Raw genomic sequence first — 22379 nt, forward strand, 5'->3', positions numbered from 1 at the left:
CAAGCAAAAAGGCGCCGAAAGGCGCCTTTTTCATGGTTCTCGTGGAACGAGCACCATCTACTTGCTGACCGGGAGCCCGGTGGGCTGGATGTAGCCGAGTTTCCAGGCGAGCAGCATGCAGAGGAACAAAACCACCGAAATGCCGATCCGAAAGGTGAGGGCGCGCGCCATGCCACCGCTTTTGGCACGCCCGTTGCGCCCGTCTTTCAGCATGTAGAAGAGCGCGAAGGCGAGGCTCGCGAAGATGCCCAGGAAAGCCAGGGCGACGAAGTATTTCATGACCCCGATTATCGGCCGCGCGCCTCATCCCTTCCAGTGACGCCGGAACCCGTTTCTTCCGCCGCGCGTGCGCCGGGGCGGGTCCGCTTCCTGCTGGTCACGCTGGCAGCCGCGCTCACTTTGGCCGCCACGGTGTCGCTCGGGCGTTGGCAGCTTTCGCGCGCAGCCCAAAAAGAGGCGCTGCAGGCCGAGATCGAAGCCCAGAAGCAGAAGCCGCCGCTCGATCAGGCCGAATTTCTGGCGCTGGAGGCGCCGGCCGGCGCGTTGCACCGGCCTGTGCGGCTGCGCGGCCTCTGGCTGACGCCGCAGACGGTTTACCTGGACAACCGGCAGATGCACGGCGTGCCCGGGTTTTACGTGCTCACCCCGTTCGCCCTCGAAGGAAGCGACCAGACGGTGATGGTGCAGCGTGGCTGGGTACAACGCAATTTCAACGACCGCATGCAATTGGGCGCGGTCCAGACGCCGCCCGGCATTGTCGAAGTCACGGGGCTGATCGAACCCCCGCCGGGCCACTTGTTCGAGCTCGGCAAGCCGGCCGCAGCCGCCTCGGCACCGGAAGCCCAGGGGTCTTCGCCCATCCGGCAGAATCTGGACCTGGAAGCGTTCCGCGCCGAAACCAAGCTGCCGCTGCGCACCGATGTGTCGCTGCAGCAGGTCGGCCCGGCTTCCGAGGGGTTGCAGCGCGACTGGCCGGCCCCCGCACTGGGTCTGGAGAAACACTACGGCTATGCATTCCAGTGGTTCGGGCTCTCAGCCCTCGTGGTCATCCTCTATGTCTGGTTCCAATTCATTGCCCCCCTCCGCCGCTCCAGGCGCCGCACACACGATGCAAGCAGCCTCTGACGAACCCCTGGGCCTGACGGTGCACTCGATGCCGTCGCCCAACCAGGCACTCGACGGCGCCGAGGGCCGCCGCACGGTCGTCGGACGCTGGAAGATGATTGCGGTGATGCTGATGTGCGCCGCCCCTGTCATTGCGTCTTATTTCACCTACTACGTGATCCGGCCCGAAGGCCGCAGCGTCTACGGCGAGCTCATCGATCCGCAACGCGTGCTGCCGGCACTCACCGCCACCGACCGCAACGGCGCGCCGGTCGACGTCGCCACGCTCAAGGGCCAATGGCTGCTGGTCGCCGTGGCCGATGCGGCTTGCAATGCGCTTTGCGAGCAGCAGCTTTACCTGCAGCGCCAGTTGCGCGAAAGCCTGGGCCGCGAAAAAGACCGGCTCGACCGTGTCTGGCTCGTGAGCGACGCGGCGCCTGTGCCCGCCCGCCTGGCCAATGGCCTGCGCGGCGCCACCGTGCTGCGCGTGCCGGCCGAGCAGCTCGCCAAATGGTTTGCGCCTGTCCAGGGCCATTCGCTGGCCGAGCACCTGTATGTGGTCGATCCCATGGGCAACTGGATGATGCGTTTCCCGGCGGGCATGGATGCCAAGGGGGCCAGCCGCGCCAAGCGCGACCTCGACCGCCTGCTGCGCGCCTCCGCATCCTGGGACGAACCCGGCCGCTGACACGATGGACACCGGCTCGCTCTACGACCTCACACCGATCGCCTGGCTGATGGCGGCCGGCGTGCTGATCGCGCTCGGCCCGCTGGTGTGGGTGTGGCGCCGCAATGCCGGCGCCGGCCCGGCGCGCCGGCTGCAGGCGCTCACTGTGCTCACGCTGTTTCTCACTTTCGATCTCACGCTCTTCGGCGCCTTCACCCGGCTTACGGATTCGGGCCTGGGCTGCCCCGACTGGCCCGGCTGCTACGGCAACGCGAGCCCCGTTGGCGCGCGCCACGAAATTGCAATGGCGCAGTCGGCCCAGCCGACCGGCCCGGTCACCCACAGCAAGGCATGGGTAGAGATGGTCCACCGCTATCTCGCCACCGGCGTGGGCGTGCTCATCCTTGTACTCGCGGGGGCCACCTGGGTCGTGCGGCGCCGCCAGCGCCGCCTTCCCGTGCAGGCAGAGGGCGAACACGCCACGCTCAGCGCATGGTGGCCGGCGGTGACGCTGGTCTGGGTCTGCCTGCAGGGCGCATTCGGCGCGCTCACCGTAACCTGGAAGCTCTTTCCGGCGATCGTCACGCTTCACCTGCTGGGCGCCGTGGTGCTGCTCGTGCTGCTGTGCATCCAGGCGGTGCGCTACAGGCAGGCCGCCGCGGACCGGCTGCCCATTGCCGTATCGCCCGCATTGCGCAACGGGTTGCTTGCCACTTCTGCATTGCTCCTGCTGCAAATTGCGCTTGGCGGTTGGGTCAGCACCAACTACGCCGTGCTGGCGTGCACCCAGTTCCCAACCTGCCAAGGCAGTTGGTGGCCGCCGATGAACTTTGCGCAGGGCTTTGAAATCTGGCGCCACCTGGGCGTGACCGGGAGCGGGTCCCCGCTCGATTTTTCGGCGCTCACTGCCATTCACTACGTGCACCGGCTGATGGCCTACGTGGTGTTTGCCGCGCTGGGCGTGCTCGCTTGGCGCTTGCGCCGCATCGGGCCGCTGCGGCCGCAAGCCGGATGGCTCATCGGCCTGGCCCTGCTGCAGCTTGCCACTGGCCTGGGCAACGTGCTGCTCGGCTGGCCGCTCGCCGCGGCCGTGCTTCACACCGGCGGCGCCGCGGCGCTGGCCGTGGTGCTGACCTGGGCGCTTTGCGAAAGCCGCCGCGCGACCGCCGCCGCAACCGTACACAACAAGGACAAGGCGCCCGGCGCCCTGCATGACAACCAGAGGGGGGCCACCGCGTGAGCACGCCGATTTCCGTGGAGCAGGCAAGCACCGCCAGCGTGCTGCGCCAGTTCTATGCGCTGACCAAGCCGCGCGTGGTGCAGCTGATCGTTTTCTGCGCCCTCATCGGCATGGTGCTGGCCGTGCCCGGCGCACCGACATGGGCCGATGTGCAGCGCGCACTGCTGGCTTGCGCCGGCATCTGGCTGGTCGCGGGTGCGGCGGCGGCGTTCAATTGCCTGGTCGAGAAGGGTATCGACGCCAAGATGAAACGCACCGCGTGGCGACCCACGGCGCGCGGGCAGCTCAGCGACCTGCAGGCCTTGATGTTCTCCGCGCTGCTCTGCCTGGCCGGCTCGGCGCTGTTGTGGTTCAAGGTGAACCCGCTCACCATGTGGCTGACCTTTGCGACCTTTGTCGGCTACGCGGTGATCTACACGGTGATCCTCAAGCCCCTGACGCCGCAGAACATCGTGATCGGCGGCGCGTCGGGCGCAATGCCCCCTGTGCTGGGCTGGGCCGCGATGACGGGCGACGTAGGCCCCGAGGCGCTGATCCTCTTTCTCATCATCTTCCTGTGGACGCCGCCGCACTTCTGGGCCCTGGCGCTCTACCGCGTCGAGGACTACCGCAAGGCGGGCCTCCCGATGCTGCCGGTGACCCACGGCAACGAGTTCACGCGGCTGCAGGTGCTGCTGTACACCTTCATCCTTTTCGCAGCCTGCCTGATGCCGTTCATCTACGGCATGAGCGGCTGGCTCTACCTGGCGGTGGCGGTGGGCGTGAGCATCGGCTTCACCGGCTATGCCTTTGCGCTCTGGCGCAAGTATTCCGACATGCTGGCGCGCAAGACCTTCCGGTTTTCGCTCATTCACCTGAGCGTGCTGTTCGCGGCATTGCTCGTCGACCACTATCTCCGTTGACCGAAATGTCCGTATCCATGAACAAGCGAAATGCTCTCAGGTTGATCGTCGGCAGTGCAGGGTGGGCAGGCGCCGCCGCCGCCCTCGGCCTGGGGCTTTCCGGCTGCAGCGAACCCCGGCCGAGCTTCAATGCGGTCGACATCACCGGCGCCGACTACGCCAAGGACTTTTCGCTCAAGGATGCCGATGGCAAGGTTCGCACCATGGCCGACTTCAAGGGCAAGGTGGTGGTGCTGTTCTTCGGCTATGCCCAATGCCCCGACGTCTGCCCCACCACCATGACCGAAATGGCGCAGGTCAAGCAGCAGCTCGGAAGCGACGGCAACAAGCTGCAGGTGGTGTTTGTCACGGTCGATCCGGCGCGCGACACGCCCGAGGTGCTGAAGGCCTACATGGGCGCGTTCGATCCGAATTTCGTCGCGCTCATTCCCACGCCCGAGCAGCTCGCCGCAACCGCCAAGGACTTCAAGGTCTATTACAAGAAGGTCGAGGGCAAGACCCCCACCAGCTACTCGATGGACCATTCCGCCGCCAGTTTCGTCTACGACACCGAAGGCCGGGTAAGGCTGTACGCGCGCTATGGCACCGGCGTCGCGCCGATGGTGTCCGACGTGAAGGCGCTGCTCAAGGCCTGAGCGAGTGCCGCCCCAGCCGATGGACGCTGCCGTTGCCTTCGCCCCGGTCGATCATCTGAAGACGCGCAGGGGCGCATTCCGCATCGCGCTCATTCCGCCCGAGGTGCTGCGCGCGCTGAACGACGGGTTGCTTGAAACCGTCAACCTCAACGAATTCCTGGCGCTGGAACTGCCGCAGCTGGCGCGCAGCGTGGCGGGCCATATCGGCCTGGATCCGGCGAGCGAGCGGCTGGCCGACACGCTCGCCATGCTCGGCGCCTTCAAACCGATGCAGCGGCACGGCCACATTGCGCGTGCGCTTTACGACCTGGCGGCGCTGCATGCCGAGCGCGATGCCGTCGCGCACCGGCTGGCCACGCACGCCAGCGACGTGGCGCGCTGCTGGGCTGCGCAGTGGGTGGCGCTCTCGGGATTGCCGCTGGCCGCGCAACTGCAGGCGGTGCGCCGGTTTGCCGCCGACTCGCACTTCGGCGTTCGCGAAATCGCCTGGATGGCGGTGCGCGACGCGGTCATCGGCTCGCTCGACGAATCGCTGGCGCTGTTGCAACCCTGGACGGCCGACGCCGACCCGAACATCCGCCGCTTTGCCAGCGAGCTCACGCGCCCGCGCGGCGTGTGGTGTGCACAGATCGAAGCGCTCAAGGCCGAACCGTGGCGGGCGCTGCCACTCATCGAACCGCTGCGCGCCGACCCCAGCCGCTATGTGCAGAACTCGGTGGCCAACTGGCTCAACGACGCGAGCAAGACCCAGCCGGAATGGGTCGACCGGCTCTGCACGCGCTGGATCGACGAATCCGACGCGCCGGCAACCCGATACATCGCCAAGCGCGCGCTGCGGACGCTTTCGAAGCAGGCATGAAGGAATAAAAAAAGCCCGGCATGACCGGGCTTTTTTCTGAGCGAAGAACCGAACCGGGGCTTACGCGTATTCGGCCAGCGCCTTCTTCATCTTCTTCATGGCCGCGACTTCGATCTGGCGAATGCGCTCGGCGCTCACGCCGTACACCGCCGCCAGGTCGTGCAGCGTCATGCCGCCCGAACCGTCGTCGTTGACCTTGAGCCAGCGCTCTTCCACGATGCGGCGGCTGCGTTCGTCCAGCGCCTCGAGCGCGGTAGCGATACCGTCGCTCGAGAGCCGGTCGCGCTGCTGCGATTCGAGCAGGGCGGTCGGTTCCTGCGTGGCGTCGGCCAGGTAGGCGATCGGACCGAAGGCTTCATCGCCGTCGTCCGACGGACCCGGATCGAGCAGCACGTCGCCGCCCGACAGGCGGGTTTCCATTTCAAGCACTTCTTCGGGCTTGACGTTGAGCCGGGTCGCCATTTGCGACACCTCGTCGGGGCTCAGCGTGTCGCGGTGCGTGCCGTTGTCGGCAGCGGCCGAATCCGCCTTGAAGCCTTGCTTCATCGAGCGCAGGTTGAAGAACAGCTTGCGCTGGGCCTTGGTCGTGGCGACCTTGACCATGCGCCAGTTCTTCAGGATGTACTCGTGAATCTCGGCCTTGATCCAGTGCATGGCGTAGCTCACGAGCCGCACGCCCTGGTCGGGGTCGAAACGCTTCACGGCCTTCATGAGACCGACATTGCCCTCCTGGATCAGGTCGCCGTGAGGCAGGCCGTAACCCAGGTATTGGCGCGAAATGGAAACCACGAGACGCAGGTGCGAGAGGATCAGCGCACCGGCCGCTTCGAGGTCGTTGTGGTCGCGCAAACGGCGTGCGAAGCCCTGCTCTTCTTCGAGCGTGAGCATCGGCAGGCGGTTGGCGGCCGAAATATAAGCATCCAGGTTGCCCAGCGGCGGCACCATCGACCATGGATTGGCAACGGCGAGCTGGTTGGCAGAGGCTCCAGACAGCGTGGTCATCAGGGGAAACTCCTTTGTATTGGGCATATTAGCACTCGATTAGAGGGAGTGCTAAAGCAAGGGTTCCCGTTCAGTCTCTATCGGGCCGATAGCCAATGGCATCACCTTGTCCTGCTATGCAACGAACGTTGGTTCCGGGATCATGCCGCGAGTTCCTTTACCAACTCCTTGGGATTTCATCGCACGGCAGCAATTTCTTACAATCCGTTGCGTTGCGTTTCGCCGCGCGGCCCAAGTCGCGCCTTCGTGTATATCTATTGCACCCGCTCATGCCTTCCTCCAGACCCGCCTGCCGCATCATTCGCAATGCCCGCCTGGCCGCAGGGCTGACCGCCTCTATGGCACTGTTCGCCTGCGGCGGAGGGGGAGGCGGAGGTGGCGCGGGTAACGCGGCATTCTTCGTTCCCACCGCGCCGCAGCCCGCCACGCCTGCGCCCGCCGGCACATCCGGCGAATCCACTGTGCTGATGCGCGTCAAGTCGGAGGCCGTCGGCGGCAACTGCACCTTGGGCGGCGCACGCGTCGACGCCGGCCTGGACGCCGACAACAATCACGTGCTCGCGGACAGCGAAGTCACGTCCACCCAGTACATCTGCAACTCCACCGCCGGGGTGGATGGCCTCAGCACGCTGGTGCGCATGCGGGCCGAGCCCGCCGGCGGCAACTGCGCGCAGGGCGGCTCGCAAGTGCTGGCCGGCAAGGACCTGAACCGCAATGACGTGCTCGAGGATGCGGAGGTGACCAGTTCGGCCTACGTCTGCGGCGGTGGGCCGGGTGCGACGGGCGCTGCGGGGTCGAATGGCCGCGACAGCCTGCTCGCGTTCGCCGCCGAAGCACCGGGCGGCACCTGCACCTATGGCGGTCAACGCGTGCAGTCCGGGCTGGACCTGAACGCCAACGGCGTGCTCGACGCCGCAGAGGTCACGGCCACGGCCTACGTGTGCGCGGCCGCGCCGGCCGACACGCGCTGGGTCAACGTCACAGCCTCGAGTGTCCAGACCGAGTCGAACACCGGCTATCAGGCGAATTCGAGCACCGGCGTCACGCTCACCCTGCCGCCCGCCCCCACGGTGGGCGATTGGATCAAGGTTGTGGGGGTGGGCAGCGGCGGGTGGACCATCGCGCAGAACGCTGGGCAGCGCATCGACACGCGCGGCCTGCCCGGCGGATCGGACTTCGACTGGCGCTCGGGGGCGCTCACCAGCAGCTGGAGCAGCCTGGCCTCGTCCGCTGATGCCACCCGTCTGGCGGCAGCATCCAGCAGCGGCGATCTGTACACCTCGAGCGATTCCGGTGCGACCTGGGGCCTGCGCCTCACGGGACAGACCTGGAGTGGCGTCGCTTCTTCCAGCGATGGACTTGCGCTGCTCGCCGCGACCAACGGCGGTGCGCTTTTCCGCTCGACCGACGGCGGCAGCACATGGGCCAACGACGGATCTTCCCGAGCCTGGAGCGCGGTGGCCAGTTCCGCCGACGGGTCGCGCCTGGTCGCGACCGCCTACCTCGGGCAGATCTGGACGTCCTCGGACGGCGGTAGCAGCTGGACTGCGCGTGAGTCGAACCGAGCCTGGCGTGCCGTGGCCTCTTCGGCCGATGGCCGGGTTCTGGTGGCGGCCACCAATGGCGCCCAGCTGTATGTCTCGACCGACTATGGCGTGAGCTGGACCGCGCGCGCGAGCGGCCAATTCTGGTGGTCGGCGGCGTCGTCGGCGGACGGCAGCATCCTGTACGCCACCGTGGACACGGGCGCCGTCTGGATTTCCACCGATTCGGGTACCACGTGGGAAGCGCAGAGCGTCAACCGGGAATGGCGAGGCATCGCCACGTCCGCCGACGGCCGCTACGTCGTGGCCGCCACCAGCGGTGGTCGCCTCTACGCGTCCAGCGACAGCGGCCGGACCTGGCGTGCGACCAGCGACGCCGGTGCCTGGACTGCGGTCGCGAGCAGCGCCGACGGCGTGAAGGTGGCCGCCGCCAAGTCGGGCTCAGCCATCCATCTCGGTACGCGTCGCGCTTCGACCACCCTCGGAACGGCCGGGTCGATTTCCGGAGGGCAACAGGACTCGCTGGAGCTGCAATACGTGGGAGGCGGGGTGTTCCTGCCCGTCGGCTATGTGTTGGCCAACGTGGCATTCGTCATTCGCTGAATCCGCTTCGCGGCTCGCACGCTGGTGTGGGGCTTACCAGCGGATACCCAACCGCAAAAACAGCCTCGAGAGTACGAAAAGCGGCCCCACCCAGAGGTATTGGATGTCTTCGAAGAAGGAAGGTTTCCTGCCCTCTATCTTGTGTCCGATGAACTGGAAGATCCATGCCACTACAAAGATGGCGGCGGAAATCGGCAGAACAAGGGCGCCCATGGCCTGAACTATTGCCAGCACCAGCGCGGTACCGATCAGCATGGTGATCAGGAAGGCGGGGGAGCGAAGGGTGGCGTAGTACACCAGGCTGGCCGCCACAAAGCCGTAGGCCACCCACGGGTGCAGCGCGAACAACAGCCCGACGATGCTCAGCATGATGGCCGGGATCGCGACGAAGTGAATCAGTTCGTTGGTCGGATGGCGGTGGCTTTCGCCATAGTGGGCAAGCAGCCGGTCGACCTTGCGGTCTGTTGCGGCCACCGGGGCATCGGCGGTGTGCATCATGTCTGTCTCCAAAGCGTCGCTCGGTACGGCGATGTACCTGCATGGTGCCTTCGCCGAAAGGCGATGGCAAGTGCTATTGAAAACGCAGCAAAACCATCTTTGGGCGCCCCTGATGGGGCCATGACTTAGGACACTGTTGCGCATTTCGCGCGTCGCTAAGATCGGCCGCGTGGCCCTTCCGCTCGAATCTTCCTCCCAACCGCCGCCTTCCATTGCTGAAACCGGCCTTGCCCGCGCGCGCACCGCGATCCTGGTGGTTGACGACCACGATCTGCTGCGTCTCGGGGTGCGCGCACTGGTGCAGACGCAGGCCGCTTCTTCCGGCGCGAGCATCGAAGTTTTCGAAGCCGGCAATGCGGCGGATGCGCTTGCGCTCTACGAGGAACATCAGGATTCCATCGGCCTGGTGCTGCTCGACCTGGCGCTGCCGGACACCCATGGCCTCAGCGGCCTGGCCGAATTTCGCCTGCGCTACCCGGCGGCGCGCCTCGTGGTGCTTTCGGGCACGGGCAACACATCCCTGGCCCAGGGCGCGCTGGCGCTGGGTGCGAGCGCCTTCCTGCCGAAGTCGGCAGACCTGAAAGAGGTGGTGGGTTTTATCCGGGCCTGCGGGCTGCTCGACGCGGAAGCGGCCGCAGTCACGCCTCCGGCCCTCATGCAGGCGCCCAGCGGCCAGATCGAATCGATGCAGGCCAGCGCCTGGCAAGAGCTCACCCCGCGCCAGATGCAGGTGCTGCAGTGGGTGCTCGAAGGCAAGGCGAACAAGGAAATTGCCCAGATTGCAAACCTGAGCGAAGGCACGGTGAAGAACCACGTATCGACCATCCTGCTGCTGTTCGGCGTGCGTTCGCGCGCGCAACTGATCAGCAGCCTGCGTTGAGCCCGCCGCCCGTGGCCGCCGACACGCCGCTGAGCCAGCGGGTGCTGCGTGAGCACGTGGCCTCGGTGTATTTCAACTACAACGCGACTTTTCTCGCGCGCCTGGTCTTCGTTCTTGTGCTCGGTGGGTTCATGTACCTGCAGCTGGGCGACCCGATGGTGCTGCCGTTTGTGGTGCTGCACCTGGCGCTCTACCTGGGCATGTATTTCACGCCGCGCTGGAACCCGTGGGTGCCGGCGTCGGAAAGCGCCTGGTGGGCCCGCAAGATCACCCGCATCGTGACGCTGCTCGGGTTTGCCGATGCGCTGGCGCCATGGATCTTCGTGCCCGCAGGCAACCTGCCCGTCACGGCCGCGCTGATGGTGGTGATGATGGGCAACTGCGCTCGCGCGGTGCAGTCGCTGCGGCCGCTGAAGGCGGCGCTGTTCGGCCACACGCTGCCGATGATGGGCGGGCTGATCGTCGCCCTGGCGTGGCAGGGCGATTCCATCCATCTCTTTCTTGCGGCCTTTGCCACGATCTACCTCGTTCTGATGCTGCGCGTGGGCGTGCAGGAACACCAACTGCTGGCGGATTCGCTGGCCCTGCGCTTCGAGAAGGAAGCACTGGCCGTGCGGCTGGAGGAGCAGATCGCCGCCACCGAACGTGCCAGCGAAGAAAAAACCCGCTTCCTCGCCAGCGCCAGCCATGACCTGCGGCAGCCGCTGCATGCCATTGCGCTGTTCGGCGCCGCGCTCGAAAACGAATTGCGCGGCCGTCCCGAAGGCGCCCATGCGGAACGCCTGATGCGCGCGGTGAACGCACTGGGCACCTCGCTGGACACCATGCTCGACGTCTCGCGGCTCGATGCAGGTGTGGTCACGCCGGAGATCCGGGCAGTGCAGCTCGACGCCTTGTTCCTGCCGCTCAACCACATGTTTTCTCCGCAGGCCGAACAGAAGGAGCTGCAGCTGCGCGTGCGCGCGAGCGGATTGTGGGTGCGCAGCGATCCGCAACTGCTGCACCGCATGCTCTCGAACCTGATCGACAACGCGCTCAAGTACACCGTGAGCGGCGGCGTGACCGTGCGGGCCCGCGCGCGCGGCGATGCCGTGTGGATCGACGTGCGCGACACCGGCGTCGGCATTGCGCCAGAGCAGATCGGCCGCATCTTCGAAGAGTTCTATCAGGTCGGCAACCCGGGCCGCGACCGGTCGCAGGGGCTGGGTATCGGCCTTTCGATCGTGCAGCGCCTGTCGCGGCTGCTGGACCATCCGCTGCAGGTGCATTCGCGCCCAGGGCGGGGAACCCACTTCCGCGTGGTGCTGCCCGCCGCCGCGCCGCTGGCGGCCTCCACCCTGCAGGGCGCCGAGGCTCACCGGCAGCGCGCCGCAGGGGCTCAGGCACTGCCCGAGCGCGTGCTGCTGGTCGACGACGAAGCGGAAATCCGAGAGGCCATGAGCGAGCTGCTGCGCTCCTGGTCCATCGAGGTGGAGGCCGTGGCCGACGAGGCACAGGCTGAAAAAGCCCTGGCGCGGGCGGAAGACCAGGCACGGCCCTTCGACCTGCTGGTGTGCGACTACCGCCTGGCCGAGGGCAACGACGGGCTCGACGCCGGCCAGCGCCTTCGCCGGCGCCCCGGCACCGACATGCCGCTGTTGCTGGTCACCGGCGAAACCGCGCCCGAACGCTTGCAGCGCGTGCGTGCGTCCGGCGTGGCCGTGCTGTTCAAGCCCGTCGATGCCGGCAAGCTGCTTCGAACCCTGAACGAACTCGCGCCCGCCGGCGCGACATGACCTTTGGCACTGGTGTGCGGGCGGGGCGCGCTTTACCTTTGCGCGGTCTCACACATCAATGTTCTCAGGGAGTGATTTCATGCAATCGAAACTAGTGATATCGGCGCTCGCCGCAGCTCTGGCGGCCTGCGGTGGAGGAGGTGGTGGCGGCAGCGGCGGTGGATTCGCCGGGTTGCCGGTGGTACCGGCGCCCGCGCCCGCTCCTCCCGCGCCGCCGCCCCCGGCCCCGCCGCCGCCCGCTCCGGCCCCGGTTCCCGCCACGCGCACTTTCATGTACGAGGCCTTGGCCCCATCCGCCGACCCATCGGCGTTTCTCACCCGGCTGAATGCGCAGGGCGCGAGGTCGTTCCGCTTTTTCGGCGGCTTCGCGTTCACCATTTCGATGACCCCCTACAGCGCAGAGGTTGTCGAGGCCTATGTGAAGGACGCCGAAACCTCCTACGCCTTCGAGTTGATGCCGGTCGCAGGCTCCGCGGCCGACTTGCAGGACCAGCTCAACGCTCAGGGTGCCCGAGGCTTCAAGTGGGGCGGTCCCTACGTGATAGGCGGCCAGACGCGCACGCTCTATCGCAAGGACAACTCCTCCTCGTCGACCTACACCTATGCCGTGCTGACGGCGCCAGGCGACAGTGCCGGCTATCTGGCACAGGTCAACGCCCAGGGCGGCAACGGCTACTTCAGTGTCGCCGGCGCCTACATGGTCGGCGGAACCACGGTGCTGGTGTATCAGAAGGACTCGCAAGGCAGTGCAACCTATGGCTACGAGGCGCTGGGCCAGCCCGGCAGCGACGCCGATTTCCTGGCGCAGCTCGAGTCCCAGGGCGCCCGGGGCTTCCGGTTCAAGACCGGCTACGTCTTCTCGGACGGCACCAAGCTGCTCTACGAAAAAGACCTGTCGCAATCGGCCACGTTCAGCTACCTGAACCTGCAGACTGCCGGCAACAGCGCGGACCACATCGTGCAGGCGAACGCCGAGGGCGCGAAGGGCAATGCGCTGGTGGGCGACTACGCGCTGCCAAGCGGCCAGATCCGGACGCTCTACATCCGGCCGGCCAGCTGCACCGGGTTTCTCTGCGATACCCGATCGCTCTTCGGTTTCTGAGCGGCTTCTAGCGGCTTCCGAGCAGCGGCAGGCACTGCTGGCGGCACCTCAGCCCAGCAGAGCCTGCGCGAACTCGCGTGCGCTGAAGGTCTCGAGGTCTTCCAGCTTCTCGCCCACGCCGATGAAGTAGACCGGAATGGGCCGCTCGCGCGCAATGGCGCAGAGCACACCGCCCTTGGCCGTGCCGTCGAGCTTGGTCACCACCAGGCCGGTGAGGCCCAGGGTCTCGTCGAAGGCCCTGACCTGCGCCAGGGCGTTCTGCCCGGTGTTGCCGTCGATCACCAGCAGCACTTCGTGCGGTGCCGTGGCGTCGGCCTTGGTGACGACTCGCTTGATCTTCTTGAGCTCGTCCATCAGGTGCAATTGCGTGGGCAACCGGCCTGCGGTGTCGACCAGCACCACGTCCTTGCCGCGTGCCTTGCCGGCCGTCACCGCGTCGAAGCTCACGGCGGAAGGGTCGCCGCCTTCCTGGCTCACGATCTCGACCGTGTTGCGGTCGGCCCAGACCAGCAGCTGCTCGCGCGCCGCCGCCCGGAAGGTGTCGGCCGCCGCAAGCAGCACCGAGGCGCCTTCGTTGGCCAGGTGCTTGGTGAGCTTGCCGATGGATGTGGTCTTGCCCGCGCCGTTGACGCCGGCCACCATGATCACCGTCGGCGAGAACTGGCCGATGACCAGCGGCTTCTCGAGCGGCCGGAGCAGGTCTGCAATGGCATCGGCCAGCAGCTTCTTCACCTGCGTGGCGTCGGTGGCCATCTGGCGCTTGACGCGGCCGCGCAGGTCGTCGAGCAGGAACTCGGTGGCCTTCACGCCGGCGTCGGCCATCAGCAGCGCCGATTCGAGCTCTTCATAAAGCGCCTCATCGATCTGCGCATTGACGAACACCGCCTGGATGCCGGTGCCGGTCTTGCGCAGGCCGGTTTTCAGCTTGTCGAACCAGCCCTTGCGCTCGGCGGGCATCGCCGCTTCGGTCGCTGGGGCCGGCAGCGGCGCCGGGGGCTCGACGGGAGCAGGCGCCGGAACCGGCGCCGGTGCAGGCATTGGTGCCGCGGGCGGAGCGACGGTGGGCGGCGTGGCAGGTGCAGGTGCAGGTGCAGGTGCAGGTGCAGGTGCGGGGGAGGGTGCGGGCGAAGGCGCAATTGCCGGCGCAGGTGCAGGCGCGGTTTCCTCCGCGGCAGGCTTGGAGCCGAACCAGCTCGACGGCGAGAACACCGAGCGCGCCGGGGCAGGATCGGGTGCCGGCGCCGGTGCCGGTTCAGCGGCCGGGGCGGGCGCCGGTGCGGCCGGGGCTTCGGCGGGAGGTTTTTTCTTGAAGAAACTGAACATCGGGAGCTTTTTACAATCCGACCCATTCTATGAAACACCCCTCGCCACGCCGTGCTGCGTCCGGTGCGGTGCTGGCAATGGCGCTTTCGGCGCTGTGGGCCGCGCCCGTACTGGCCCAGTCCACACCGGCTCCCGCCGTCTCTTCCACCTCTCCTGCCTCCGTTTCACCGGCCGCTGGCGCAGCGGCACCCGCGCCCCAGCAGTTCACCCTTGCCAACGGCATGACGCTGCTGGTGCTGCCTGACAGGCGCGCACCCACCGCGGTGCAGATGGTCTGGGTGCGCGTGGGCTCCGTCGACGAGGTCGACGGCACCTCGGGCGTGGCCCACGTGCTCGAGCACATGATGTTCAAGGGCACCAAGACCATCAAGCCGGGCGAGTTCTCGCGCCGCGTGGCGGCCCTGGGCGGCCAGGAAAACGCGTTCACCTCGCGCGACTTCACCGGCTACTACCAGCAGATTCCCGTGTCCAGCCTCGAGCAGGTCATGAAGCTCGAATCGGACCGCTTTGCCAACAACCAGTGGTCCGACGACGAGTTCAAGCGCGAGATCGAAGTGGTCAAGGAAGAGCGCCGCATGCGCACCGAAGACCAGCCGCGCGCATTGCTGGGCGAACAGCAGAACGCGGCGGTGTTCACGGCCTCGCCCTACCAGCGCCCCGTGGTCGGCTGGATGAGCGACCTGGACGCCATGACGCCGGACGACGCGCGCGAATTCTTCCGGCGCTGGTATGTGCCGGGCAACGCCGCCGTGGTGGTGGTCGGCGACGTTGACGTGGCCAAGGTGCACGCGCTGGCCGAGAAGTACTACGGCAGCATTCCCGCGCGCGCCGTGCCCCCGCGCAAGCCGCGCATCGAGCCCGCGCAGCGCGGCATCCGCCGCATCGAGTTCAAGGCGCCGGCGGAGCAGGCCTACGTGTCGCTCGCGTTCCGCATTCCACAGCTGGAAAAAATCGACGATGCGGACAGCGACGTCTGGGCGCTCGAAGTGCTGTCGGCCGTGCTCGACGGCTACTCCGGCGCGCGGCTCGATCGCGCCTTGACCCAGGGCCCCGACCGCGTGGCCGATTCCGCCGGTGCCTATTCGGGCCTGGCCGGCCGCGGGCCGCAGCTGTTCATGCTGGTGGGCGTGCCGGCGCACGGAAAGACCGCCGAGGCGGTGGAGGCGGCGTTGCGGGCCCAGGTGGCGCGTATCGCGAAAGAAGGCGTGGGCGAGGCCGAACTCGCGCGCGTCAAGACGCAATGGGTGGCCAGCGAAACCTACAAGCGCGATTCCGTGATGGCGCAGGCGCGCGAACTCGGAAGCAACTGGGTGCAGGGGCTGCCGCTCGACTCCAGCGCCCGCATCATCGCGAAGCTGCAGGCCGTGACCCCTGCCCAGGTGCAGGCAGTGGCCGCCAAGTACTTCGGAGACGACCAGCTCACGGTGGCCACCTTGCGCCCGCTACCGCCGGAAGCCAAGCCCCGTGGCCGCGGCTTTGCAGCGCCCGCGGGCGAGATGCGTTGAAGGGCCGGACCTCCATGATTGCCATGAAAAAAATTCTCCGTCCCGCACTGTTCGCTGTTGCTGCTGTCCTGGCGGGCGCCGCGCAGGCCGCGCTTCCGATCGAGCATTGGACGCTCGCGAGCGGCGCCAGGATCTACCTGGTGTCGACCCAGGCGCTGCCCATCGTCGATGTGCAGATCGATTTCGACGCCGGCAGCCGGCGCGACCCGGCGGCGCAGGCCGGCCTGGCCAGCGTGACCGCGACCATGGTCGAGAAGGGCGTGCGCGCCGGCAAGAACGGCGAGCCCGCGCTCGATGAAAACGCGCTGGGCGAAGCCTGGGCCGACCTGGGCGCCGAGTTCAATGCCAGCGCCGGAACCGATCGTGCCAGCTATTCGCTGCGCACCTTGTCCGACCCGGCCCTGCTGGCCAAGGTGGTGGCGCTGGCATCGCGCGAGATCGGCGAGCCGGCCTTTCCCGACGACGTGTGGCAGCGCGAGCGCGAACGCATCAATGCATCGCTGAAGGAGGCCAACACCAAGCCGTCGACCATCGCGGGCCGCGCCTTTTCGCAAAGCGTCTATGGCAGCCATCCGTATGGCCAGGAAGTGACCGAAGCCACGCTGGCACGCATCGACACGGCGGCCATGCGGCAGCGCTACCAGCAGCTCATCGTGCCGTGCCGGGCCAAGCTCAGCATCGTCGGTGCCGTGACGCGCGCGGAAGCGGAAGCCATGGCCACGGCGCTGCTCTCGCGGTTGCCCGGCCCCGAGGCCTGCACACCGTTGCCGGCCATTGCGCCGGTGACCGCGCTTTCGGCGCCCAAGGACGAGCGCATTCCGTTCTCATCGGCGCAGGCCCACGTCTTCATTGGCCAGCCCGGCTATCCGCGCAAGGACCCGGACCACTTCGCACTCACGCTCGGCAACTACGTGCTGGGCGGCGGCGGCTTCGTTTCGCGGCTCACCAACGAAGTGCGCGAGAAGCGCGGCCTGGCCTACAGCGTCTACAGCGGCTTTTCGCCGGGGCTTGACGCCGGGGCATTCCGCATCGGTTTCCAGACGCGGCCGGACCAGGCCGAAGAGGCGGTGAAGATATCCCGCGAAGTGCTTGCGAAGTTCGTGGCCGAAGGCCCGACCGCCGCCGAACTCAAGGCCGCCAAGGACAACCTGATCGGCGGCTTCCCGCTCCTGATGGACAGCAACCGCAAGCTCATCGGCAACGTGGCCAACATCGCGTGGCACGACCTGCCGCTCGACTACCTCGACACCTGGACCGCGCGCATGAATGCCGTCACGGCGGCCGAGGTGCGCGCAGCCTTTGCGCGCAAGCTGCAGCCCGAACGCATGGTGACGGTGGTGGTGGGCGGCAAGTGAGCGGACGGCGCTTCAGCGCAAGGCGTGTGCGCCGCTGCCGGCGGCTGCGCGCACGGTCGTCCTGAGGCGCTCGAGGAGCTGCGGCGCCGCGCGCGCCTGTTGCCAGTAAAGCGGCACCTGAAGCGCGGAGCCCGGCACCAGTTCTACCAGCGCGCCCGTGCGCATCGCATCGGCCGCCATGCTCACGGGGAGCATGCCCCAGCCCATGCCGGCCCGCGCCGCCTCGAGAAAACCGTGGGCGGAGGGCAACCAATGCCGCGGCGTCTCGATGCTGCGGTGGCAGATGCGCCGCACCCAGCGCGCCTGCAGCCGGTCCTTGCGGTCGAACACCAGGCTCGGTGCGTCGCCCAATGTGCGCGCACCCACGCCCTTGGCGAAATACCGGTGCATGAATTCGGGGCTCGCGGCCGCCACGTAGTGCATGGTGCCCAGCGCCTCGCTGTTGCAGCCGGCCACCGGCTGCGCCAGGGCGGTGACCGCGGCCAGCACCGCGCCGCTGCGCAGGCGCTCGGCGGTGTGGTCCTGATCGTCCACGGTCAGGTCGAGCAGGGCGGATTCTTCCTGCCTGGCAAAGGCCGCGGCGGCCGCCATGAACCACGTGGCCAGGCTGTCGGCGTTGACTGCCACGCGCACCGTGACCCGTTCGCGCTCGTTGCCGCCGCTGCCGGCCATGCCAAGCGCGGGCAGCGCGTCGCGCAGTTCGTGCTCCAGCATGCCGACGCGCTCGAAGTGGCGGCAGAGCTGCTGGCCCGCTTCGGTGGGCACGCAAGGCTGTCCGCGCACCAGCAAGGCACCCCCCGTGCGCTCCTCGAGCAGCTTCACGCGCTGCGAGACAGCCGAGGGCGTGACGTTCAGGGCTCGCGCGGCGCGCTCGAAGCTGCCTTCGCGCACCACGGCGGCCAATGCGTTCAGGGCGGCGTAGTCGAGCATGTTGCGTACTGAATTAGAAAAACTGAATATGCCTTAGAAAGTTTAGTTTGAGTTAATCGGCTCGCGTCGGCAAGCTTGGCGCCATGGTCACCGAACAAATCACCACCGCTTTCGCCAACGGGCTCTTCATGAGCCTGGTGCTCATCGTCGCCATTGGCGCGCAGAACGCCTATGTGCTGCGCCAGGGCTTGCGGCGCGAGCATGTGAGCGCCGTGGTGCTGTTCTGCGCGGCGAGCGACGCGATCCTGATCACGGCCGGCGTGGCCGGCATGGCGCAGGCGCTGCAAGGGCGGCCTGCCGTGGCCACCGCACTCGCCGGGCTCGGCGCGCTGTTCCTGGGTGGCTACGGGTTGCGGGCGCTGTGGCGCTCGCGGCAGGCCGGTGCGCTGCAGGCTACAGCCCAGGGCGCATCGCTCTCGCGCGCCGCCGTGCTCGCGCAGGCGGCAGGCTTTACGCTGCTGAACCCGCATGTCTATCTGGACACCGTGCTCCTCGTCGGCAGCACCGGCGCGCAGTACGGCGGCGCACTCAAGGCCTGGTTCGTCGCGGGAGCGACGCTGGCAAGTGCGCTGTGGTTCTCCGCGCTCGGCTTCGGGGCGCGGTGGCTGGCGCCGGTGTTTGCGCGTCCGCCTGCCTGGCAGGTGCTCGACGCGCTGATCGGCGGCACGATGCTCGTGCTTGCCGCGCTGCTCGCGCGGCGCGCCTTTCTCGGTATCTAGCGTCGCATGCGGCGGCGTTAAGCTTGCCGCATGCCCCAGAAGAAAGCCGCAGCCGCCAAGCGCCCTCCCTCGTCGTCATCGCCCTCGTCGCGGTCGCCGTCCCGATCGAAATCGCGCCCGAGTGAAGTGCGCATCATCGGAGGCCAGTGGAAGCGCACCCGCCTTGCCGTGGCCGACAAGCCGGGCCTGCGCCCCACGCCCGACCGCGTGAGGGAAACTCTGTTCAACTGGCTCGCAAGCATTGCGGGCGCGGGTGGCGGCGAGTTGCCGGGTTGGCATTGCATCGATGCATTCGCGGGCACCGGCGCCCTGGGCCTGGAGGCTGCTTCGCGCGGCGCCGCGAGCGTGCTGCTGTGCGAACAAGACGCCGCGCTGGTGGCGCAGTTGCAGGCCGCCAAGGCCAAGCTCTCGGCCGAGGCCGTGCGCATCGAGCGCGGCAACGGGCTCACCGCGCTCGAACGCGTTGCCGCGGGCAGCCTGGATGCGGTCTTTCTCGACCCGCCTTTCGACAGCACCACCCTCTACGAACCTTCGCTGCGCGCCGCCGCGCGGGCCGTGAAGGCCGGAGGCGCCATCTATCTGGAAGCACCCCGCCAGTGGACCGATGAGGAGCTCGCCGCCGTCGGCCTTGTTGGTTTTCGTTACTTAAAAGCGGGTGCCGTGCATGCGCACTTGCTGCGGCACCTTGTGAACGGAACTGCATAGGGACTGCATAATTCGCCGGACAAGCCGCACCGGCTGCATGAGGAAGAAGCAACCATGGCCAGCAACGTGATCGCGGTTTATCCCGGCACTTTCGATCCCATCACCCTCGGCCACGAGGACGTGGTGCGGCGTGCAACCCAGCTTTTTTCGAAGGTCATCGTCGCGGTTGCGGCGGGTCACCACAAGAAAGCGCTGTTCACCTTGCAAGAACGCATGGAAATGGCGCGCGAAGCCGTAAAGCCCTACAGCGACCAGGTCACGGTCGAGAGCTTTTCGGGCCTGCTGCGCGACTTTGTGGTGGCACGCGGCGGCAAGGCCATGGTGCGCGGCCTGCGCGCCGTGACCGACTTCGACTACGAGTTCCAGCTGGCGGGCATGAACCGCTCGCTCATGCCCGATGTGGAAACCGTGTTCCTGACGCCCAGCGACAAATACCAGTTCATCTCGAGCACCTTCGTGCGCGAAATTGCGATGCTCGGCGGCGAGGTCCACAAGTTCGTTTCGCCCGATGTGGAGACGCATCTGGCAGCCAAGGTGCGCAGCCTCGGTCGTGAGTAGCCGGTTTCCGTTGCCTCGCCTGCATCCGCTGGGCGATGCGGCGTTGCTTTGCGAACTCGCGCCGCCTGCCACGCTCGCGCAGCAGCAGCAGATCTGGGCGCTGGGCATCGAGGTTCAGCAGTGGCCCGGCGTGGGCGAGGTGCTGCCGGGCATGAACAATCTCACGCTGACTTTCGACCCGACGGCGATTGATGTCGATGCGCTGATGGCGCGCGTCAACGAAGCTTGGCCACGGCTGTCGGCAGCCGCCATCGAAGGCCGGCTGGTAGAGATTCCGGTGGCGTACGGCGGCGAGCACGGGCCGGACCTTGCCGCCGTTGCGGCGCACACCGGGCTGACGCCGGCCGAAGTGGTGCGGCGCCACAGTGGCGGCGAATACGTGGTCTACCTGCTGGGCTTTCTGCCCGGCTTTGCCTTCATGGGCGGGCTGCCGCCCGAACTCGCCACGCCCCGGCGGGCCGAACCGCGCACGGCGGTGCCTGCGCGCTCCGTGGGCATCGGCGGCGAGCAGACCGGCATCTATCCGCTGGTGTCGCCGGGCGGCTGGCAGCTGATCGGCCGTACGTCGCTGGAGCTTTTCGACCCGGCGGCCGAACCTCCCACCTTGCTGCGTCCGGGCGACCGCGTGCGCTTTGTCGTCGAAAGCGTCGAGACATGATGCTGGTCCAGAAACCCGGCATGCTGGCCTCTGTGCAGGACCTTGGGCGTCACGGGCACCGGCAGGTCGGCATCTGCCCCGGCGGCGCGCTCGACGTGCTGGCGCTCACGCTGGCGAACCGGCTGGTCGGCAATGCCGACGGCGCGGCCGGCCTCGAACTCACCATGGGCGGCTGCGAGATCCGCTTCGAAACCGACACGCGCATCGCATTGGCTGGAGACGATTTCTCCGCCCGGCTCGACGGCACGCCCATCTGGCCGTGCTGGAGCGTGCCCGTCAGGGCGGGGCAAACGCTCAAGCTCGCGGGCGCAAATGCATCCGGCGCGAAGAAGGCAGGCCTGCGCAGCTGGCTCGCGGTGGCGGGCGGTATCGACGTGCCGCCGGTGCTCGGTTCGCGCAGCACCGATCTGAAGGCCGGCTTTGGCGGCCACCAGGGGCGGGCGCTGCGCAAGGGCGACCGGCTCGCGCTGGGCGCCACGGCGCTCGATGCCGCCCAGCTCGCGCGGCGGCCGTTCGGGCTGCGCGGCCCGGATTGGGGGCCGGAGGAAGGCGGTTCGGCCATCGAGTTGCGCGTGCTGCCGGGGCCCGAGTTCGAGCAGTTCACCGCTGCCTCGCATGCGCTGCTCTGGAGCGAGCGCTGGCGCATTACCGCGCAGAGCAACCGCATGGGAAGCCGGCTTGCGGGTGCCGAACTCAAGCGCAAGCGCAGCATCGACATGCTCTCATCGGGCGTCATCCCCGGCACCATCCAGGTGCCGCCCTCGGGCCAGCCGATCATCCTGATGGGCGACGCGCAGACCACGGGTGGCTATCCGCGCATCGGCGTGGTGATCCGCGCCGACCTGTGGAAGCTCGCGCAGGCGCCGCTCGACGGCCGGCTGCGGCTGGTGCAGGTCGACATGGCGGCGGCGCTCGAGGCGTGGGCCGGGCAGCAGCGCTATCTCGCGCAAGTGGCGCAGGGGCTGGCCGCGGCAGGCTGGAGCGGACCGGCATAGACTGTGCGGGCAGCAGTCGCGCGGGCCCGGCTCCGATGCACCGGCCCGCCTTGAAGAAGGAACAACCCAAATGCAAATCGACCTGAATGCCGACCTCGGCGAAGGCGCGGGCAGCGACGAAGCGCTGCTCGGCCTTGTGAGCTCGGCCAACATCGCCTGCGGCTGGCACGCGGGCGATGCCAAGACCATGCAGCAATGCGTGCGCTGGGCCATCGAGCACGGCGTGGCCATTGGCGCGCACCCCAGCTTTCCCGACCGCGAAAACTTCGGCCGCAGCACCATGCACCTGCCGCCCGACGAGATCGTGGCCAATGTGCTCTACCAGGTCGGCGCGCTGGCCGCGATCGTCAAGGCCGAGGGCGGCAAGCTCTCGCACGTGAAGCCCCACGGGCAGCTCTACAACCAGGCCGTGAAGGAGCCCGAGCTTGCCGAAGCGCTGTGCGAGGCGGTGCGGCGCTTCGACCCGTCGCTCAGGTTCTTCGGCCTTGCGGGCAGCGGCATGATCGACGCCGCGCGCCGTGCCGGCCTTACGCCGGTGGAAGAAGTGTTTGCCGACCGCGGCTACATGCCCGACGGCAGCCTGGTGCCGCGCAGCCAGCCCGGCGCACTCATCGAAGACGAAGAGCAGTCGCTCGCCCAGACGCTCTCGCTGGTGCGCGACCGCAAGGTGACGGCCATCGACGGCAGCACGGTGCCCGTCAACGCCCAGACCGTGTGCCTGCACGGCGACGGTGCCCACGCATTGGCGTTTGCGCGCCGCATTCGCGACCGACTGCAGCAAGAAGGCATCGCCGTTCGCGCGACGGCCTGAACGCATTGC

23 protein-coding genes are annotated in these 22379 nt (G+C 67.7%); 18 read left to right on the plus strand and 5 right to left on the minus strand.

Annotated features, from left to right (window positions below):
* Positions 1–57: 57 nt before the first annotated feature.
* The gene (locus tag QHG62_RS25375; RefSeq protein WP_281148359.1) at positions 58–279 is read right to left on the minus strand and encodes a twin transmembrane helix small protein; all 222 of its coding nucleotides are present in this window, start codon (positions 277–279) and stop codon (positions 58–60) included.
* Between the two features lie 36 nt (positions 280–315).
* On the opposite strand from QHG62_RS25375, the gene QHG62_RS25380 reads away from it, so the two are divergent.
* From QHG62_RS25380 to QHG62_RS25405, 6 genes are read left to right on the plus strand one after another with little or no spacing between them, the layout of a single operon-like run.
* Positions 316–1125, plus strand: coding sequence for an SURF1 family protein (locus tag QHG62_RS25380; RefSeq protein ID WP_281148360.1), 810 nt, complete (start codon positions 316–318; stop codon positions 1123–1125).
* Positions 1109–1792: an SCO family protein gene (locus tag QHG62_RS25385; RefSeq protein ID WP_281148361.1), complete on the plus strand. Its 684-nt coding sequence runs from the start codon at positions 1109–1111 to the stop codon at positions 1790–1792. Before QHG62_RS25380 ends, QHG62_RS25385 begins: the two co-directional genes overlap by 17 nt.
* A gap of 4 nt (positions 1793–1796) precedes the next feature.
* Complete coding sequence (locus QHG62_RS25390) at positions 1797–3011, plus strand: COX15/CtaA family protein (RefSeq protein WP_281148362.1); 1215 nt, start codon at positions 1797–1799, stop codon at positions 3009–3011.
* Positions 3008–3913, plus strand: coding sequence for a heme o synthase (gene cyoE / locus QHG62_RS25395; RefSeq protein ID WP_281148363.1), 906 nt, complete (start codon positions 3008–3010; stop codon positions 3911–3913). The genes QHG62_RS25390 and cyoE overlap by 4 nt, the downstream gene beginning before the upstream one ends.
* 17 nt (positions 3914–3930) lie before the next feature.
* Entirely contained in the window at positions 3931–4548 is a 618-nt protein-coding gene (locus QHG62_RS25400; protein ID WP_281148364.1) for an SCO family protein, read from the plus strand.
* A gap of 19 nt (positions 4549–4567) precedes the next feature.
* Entirely contained in the window at positions 4568–5407 is an 840-nt protein-coding gene (locus QHG62_RS25405) for a DNA alkylation repair protein (protein WP_281148365.1), read from the plus strand.
* A 60-nt stretch (positions 5408–5467) separates the two neighbouring features.
* Here QHG62_RS25405 and rpoH read toward each other — a convergent pair whose 3' ends face one another.
* Positions 5468–6409, minus strand: coding sequence for an RNA polymerase sigma factor RpoH (gene rpoH / locus QHG62_RS25410; RefSeq protein WP_281148366.1), 942 nt, complete (start codon positions 6407–6409; stop codon positions 5468–5470).
* Between the two features lie 269 nt (positions 6410–6678).
* Between rpoH and QHG62_RS25415 the strand changes: the two genes are divergently transcribed.
* Positions 6679–8556, plus strand: coding sequence for a WD40/YVTN/BNR-like repeat-containing protein (locus QHG62_RS25415; protein WP_281148367.1), 1878 nt, complete (start codon positions 6679–6681; stop codon positions 8554–8556).
* Between the two features lie 33 nt (positions 8557–8589).
* On the opposite strand, the gene QHG62_RS25420 is transcribed toward QHG62_RS25415, so the two are convergent.
* Positions 8590–9054, minus strand: a complete 465-nt coding sequence (locus tag QHG62_RS25420) for a DUF962 domain-containing protein (RefSeq protein ID WP_281148368.1) — start codon at positions 9052–9054, stop codon at positions 8590–8592.
* 169 nt (positions 9055–9223) lie between these two features.
* Between QHG62_RS25420 and QHG62_RS25425 the strand changes: the two genes are divergently transcribed.
* The 3 genes from QHG62_RS25425 to QHG62_RS25435 all read left to right on the plus strand — a co-directional run bounded on the left by QHG62_RS25425 (position 9224) and on the right by QHG62_RS25435 (position 12811).
* On the plus strand, positions 9224–9934 hold the full coding sequence (locus QHG62_RS25425; RefSeq protein ID WP_281148369.1) for a response regulator transcription factor: 711 nt from the start codon (positions 9224–9226) through the stop codon (positions 9932–9934).
* Complete coding sequence (locus QHG62_RS25430) at positions 9931–11709, plus strand: ATP-binding response regulator (protein WP_281148370.1); 1779 nt, start codon at positions 9931–9933, stop codon at positions 11707–11709. The genes QHG62_RS25425 and QHG62_RS25430 overlap by 4 nt, the downstream gene beginning before the upstream one ends.
* Positions 11710–11788: 79 nt before the next feature.
* The gene (locus QHG62_RS25435) at positions 11789–12811 is read left to right on the plus strand and encodes a hypothetical protein (RefSeq protein WP_281148371.1); all 1023 of its coding nucleotides are present in this window, start codon (positions 11789–11791) and stop codon (positions 12809–12811) included.
* A gap of 48 nt (positions 12812–12859) precedes the next feature.
* On the opposite strand, the gene ftsY is transcribed toward QHG62_RS25435, so the two are convergent.
* Positions 12860–14134 (minus strand): signal recognition particle-docking protein FtsY, encoded by a 1275-nt coding sequence (ftsY, locus tag QHG62_RS25440; protein ID WP_281148372.1) that lies wholly within the window; start codon positions 14132–14134, stop codon positions 12860–12862.
* Between the two features lie 29 nt (positions 14135–14163).
* Between ftsY and QHG62_RS25445 the strand changes: the two genes are divergently transcribed.
* Positions 14164–15639 (plus strand): M16 family metallopeptidase, encoded by a 1476-nt coding sequence (locus tag QHG62_RS25445; RefSeq protein WP_432445560.1) that lies wholly within the window; start codon positions 14164–14166, stop codon positions 15637–15639.
* A 14-nt stretch (positions 15640–15653) separates the two neighbouring features.
* Positions 15654–16994: a M16 family metallopeptidase gene (locus QHG62_RS25450; RefSeq protein WP_281148373.1), complete on the plus strand. Its 1341-nt coding sequence runs from the start codon at positions 15654–15656 to the stop codon at positions 16992–16994.
* Between the two features lie 12 nt (positions 16995–17006).
* Here the strand turns inward: QHG62_RS25450 and QHG62_RS25455 are convergent, their stop codons facing one another.
* Entirely contained in the window at positions 17007–17924 is a 918-nt protein-coding gene (locus tag QHG62_RS25455) for a LysR family transcriptional regulator ArgP (RefSeq protein ID WP_281148374.1), read from the minus strand.
* 83 nt (positions 17925–18007) lie between these two features.
* Here QHG62_RS25455 and QHG62_RS25460 point away from each other — a divergent pair, with 83 nt between their 5' ends.
* The 6 genes from QHG62_RS25460 to pxpA all read left to right on the plus strand — a co-directional run bounded on the left by QHG62_RS25460 (position 18008) and on the right by pxpA (position 22370).
* On the plus strand, positions 18008–18643 hold the full coding sequence (locus QHG62_RS25460) for a LysE/ArgO family amino acid transporter (protein WP_281148375.1): 636 nt from the start codon (positions 18008–18010) through the stop codon (positions 18641–18643).
* A gap of 30 nt (positions 18644–18673) precedes the next feature.
* Positions 18674–19348: an RsmD family RNA methyltransferase gene (locus tag QHG62_RS25465; RefSeq protein WP_281148376.1), complete on the plus strand. Its 675-nt coding sequence runs from the start codon at positions 18674–18676 to the stop codon at positions 19346–19348.
* A 54-nt stretch (positions 19349–19402) separates the two neighbouring features.
* Positions 19403–19906, plus strand: a complete 504-nt coding sequence (gene coaD, locus QHG62_RS25470) for a pantetheine-phosphate adenylyltransferase (RefSeq protein WP_258502244.1) — start codon at positions 19403–19405, stop codon at positions 19904–19906.
* A 10-nt stretch (positions 19907–19916) separates the two neighbouring features.
* Positions 19917–20564, plus strand: coding sequence for a 5-oxoprolinase subunit PxpB (pxpB, locus tag QHG62_RS25475; RefSeq protein ID WP_281151818.1), 648 nt, complete (start codon positions 19917–19919; stop codon positions 20562–20564).
* Positions 20561–21559, plus strand: a complete 999-nt coding sequence (locus QHG62_RS25480; RefSeq protein WP_281148377.1) for a biotin-dependent carboxyltransferase family protein — start codon at positions 20561–20563, stop codon at positions 21557–21559. Before pxpB ends, QHG62_RS25480 begins: the two co-directional genes overlap by 4 nt.
* A gap of 70 nt (positions 21560–21629) precedes the next feature.
* Complete coding sequence (pxpA, locus tag QHG62_RS25485; RefSeq protein ID WP_281148378.1) at positions 21630–22370, plus strand: 5-oxoprolinase subunit PxpA; 741 nt, start codon at positions 21630–21632, stop codon at positions 22368–22370.
* Positions 22371–22379: the final 9 nt, after the last annotated feature.

It is taken from the genome of Variovorax paradoxus (assembly GCF_029919115.1).
GTDB lineage: Bacteria > Pseudomonadota > Gammaproteobacteria > Burkholderiales > Burkholderiaceae_C > Variovorax > Variovorax paradoxus_O.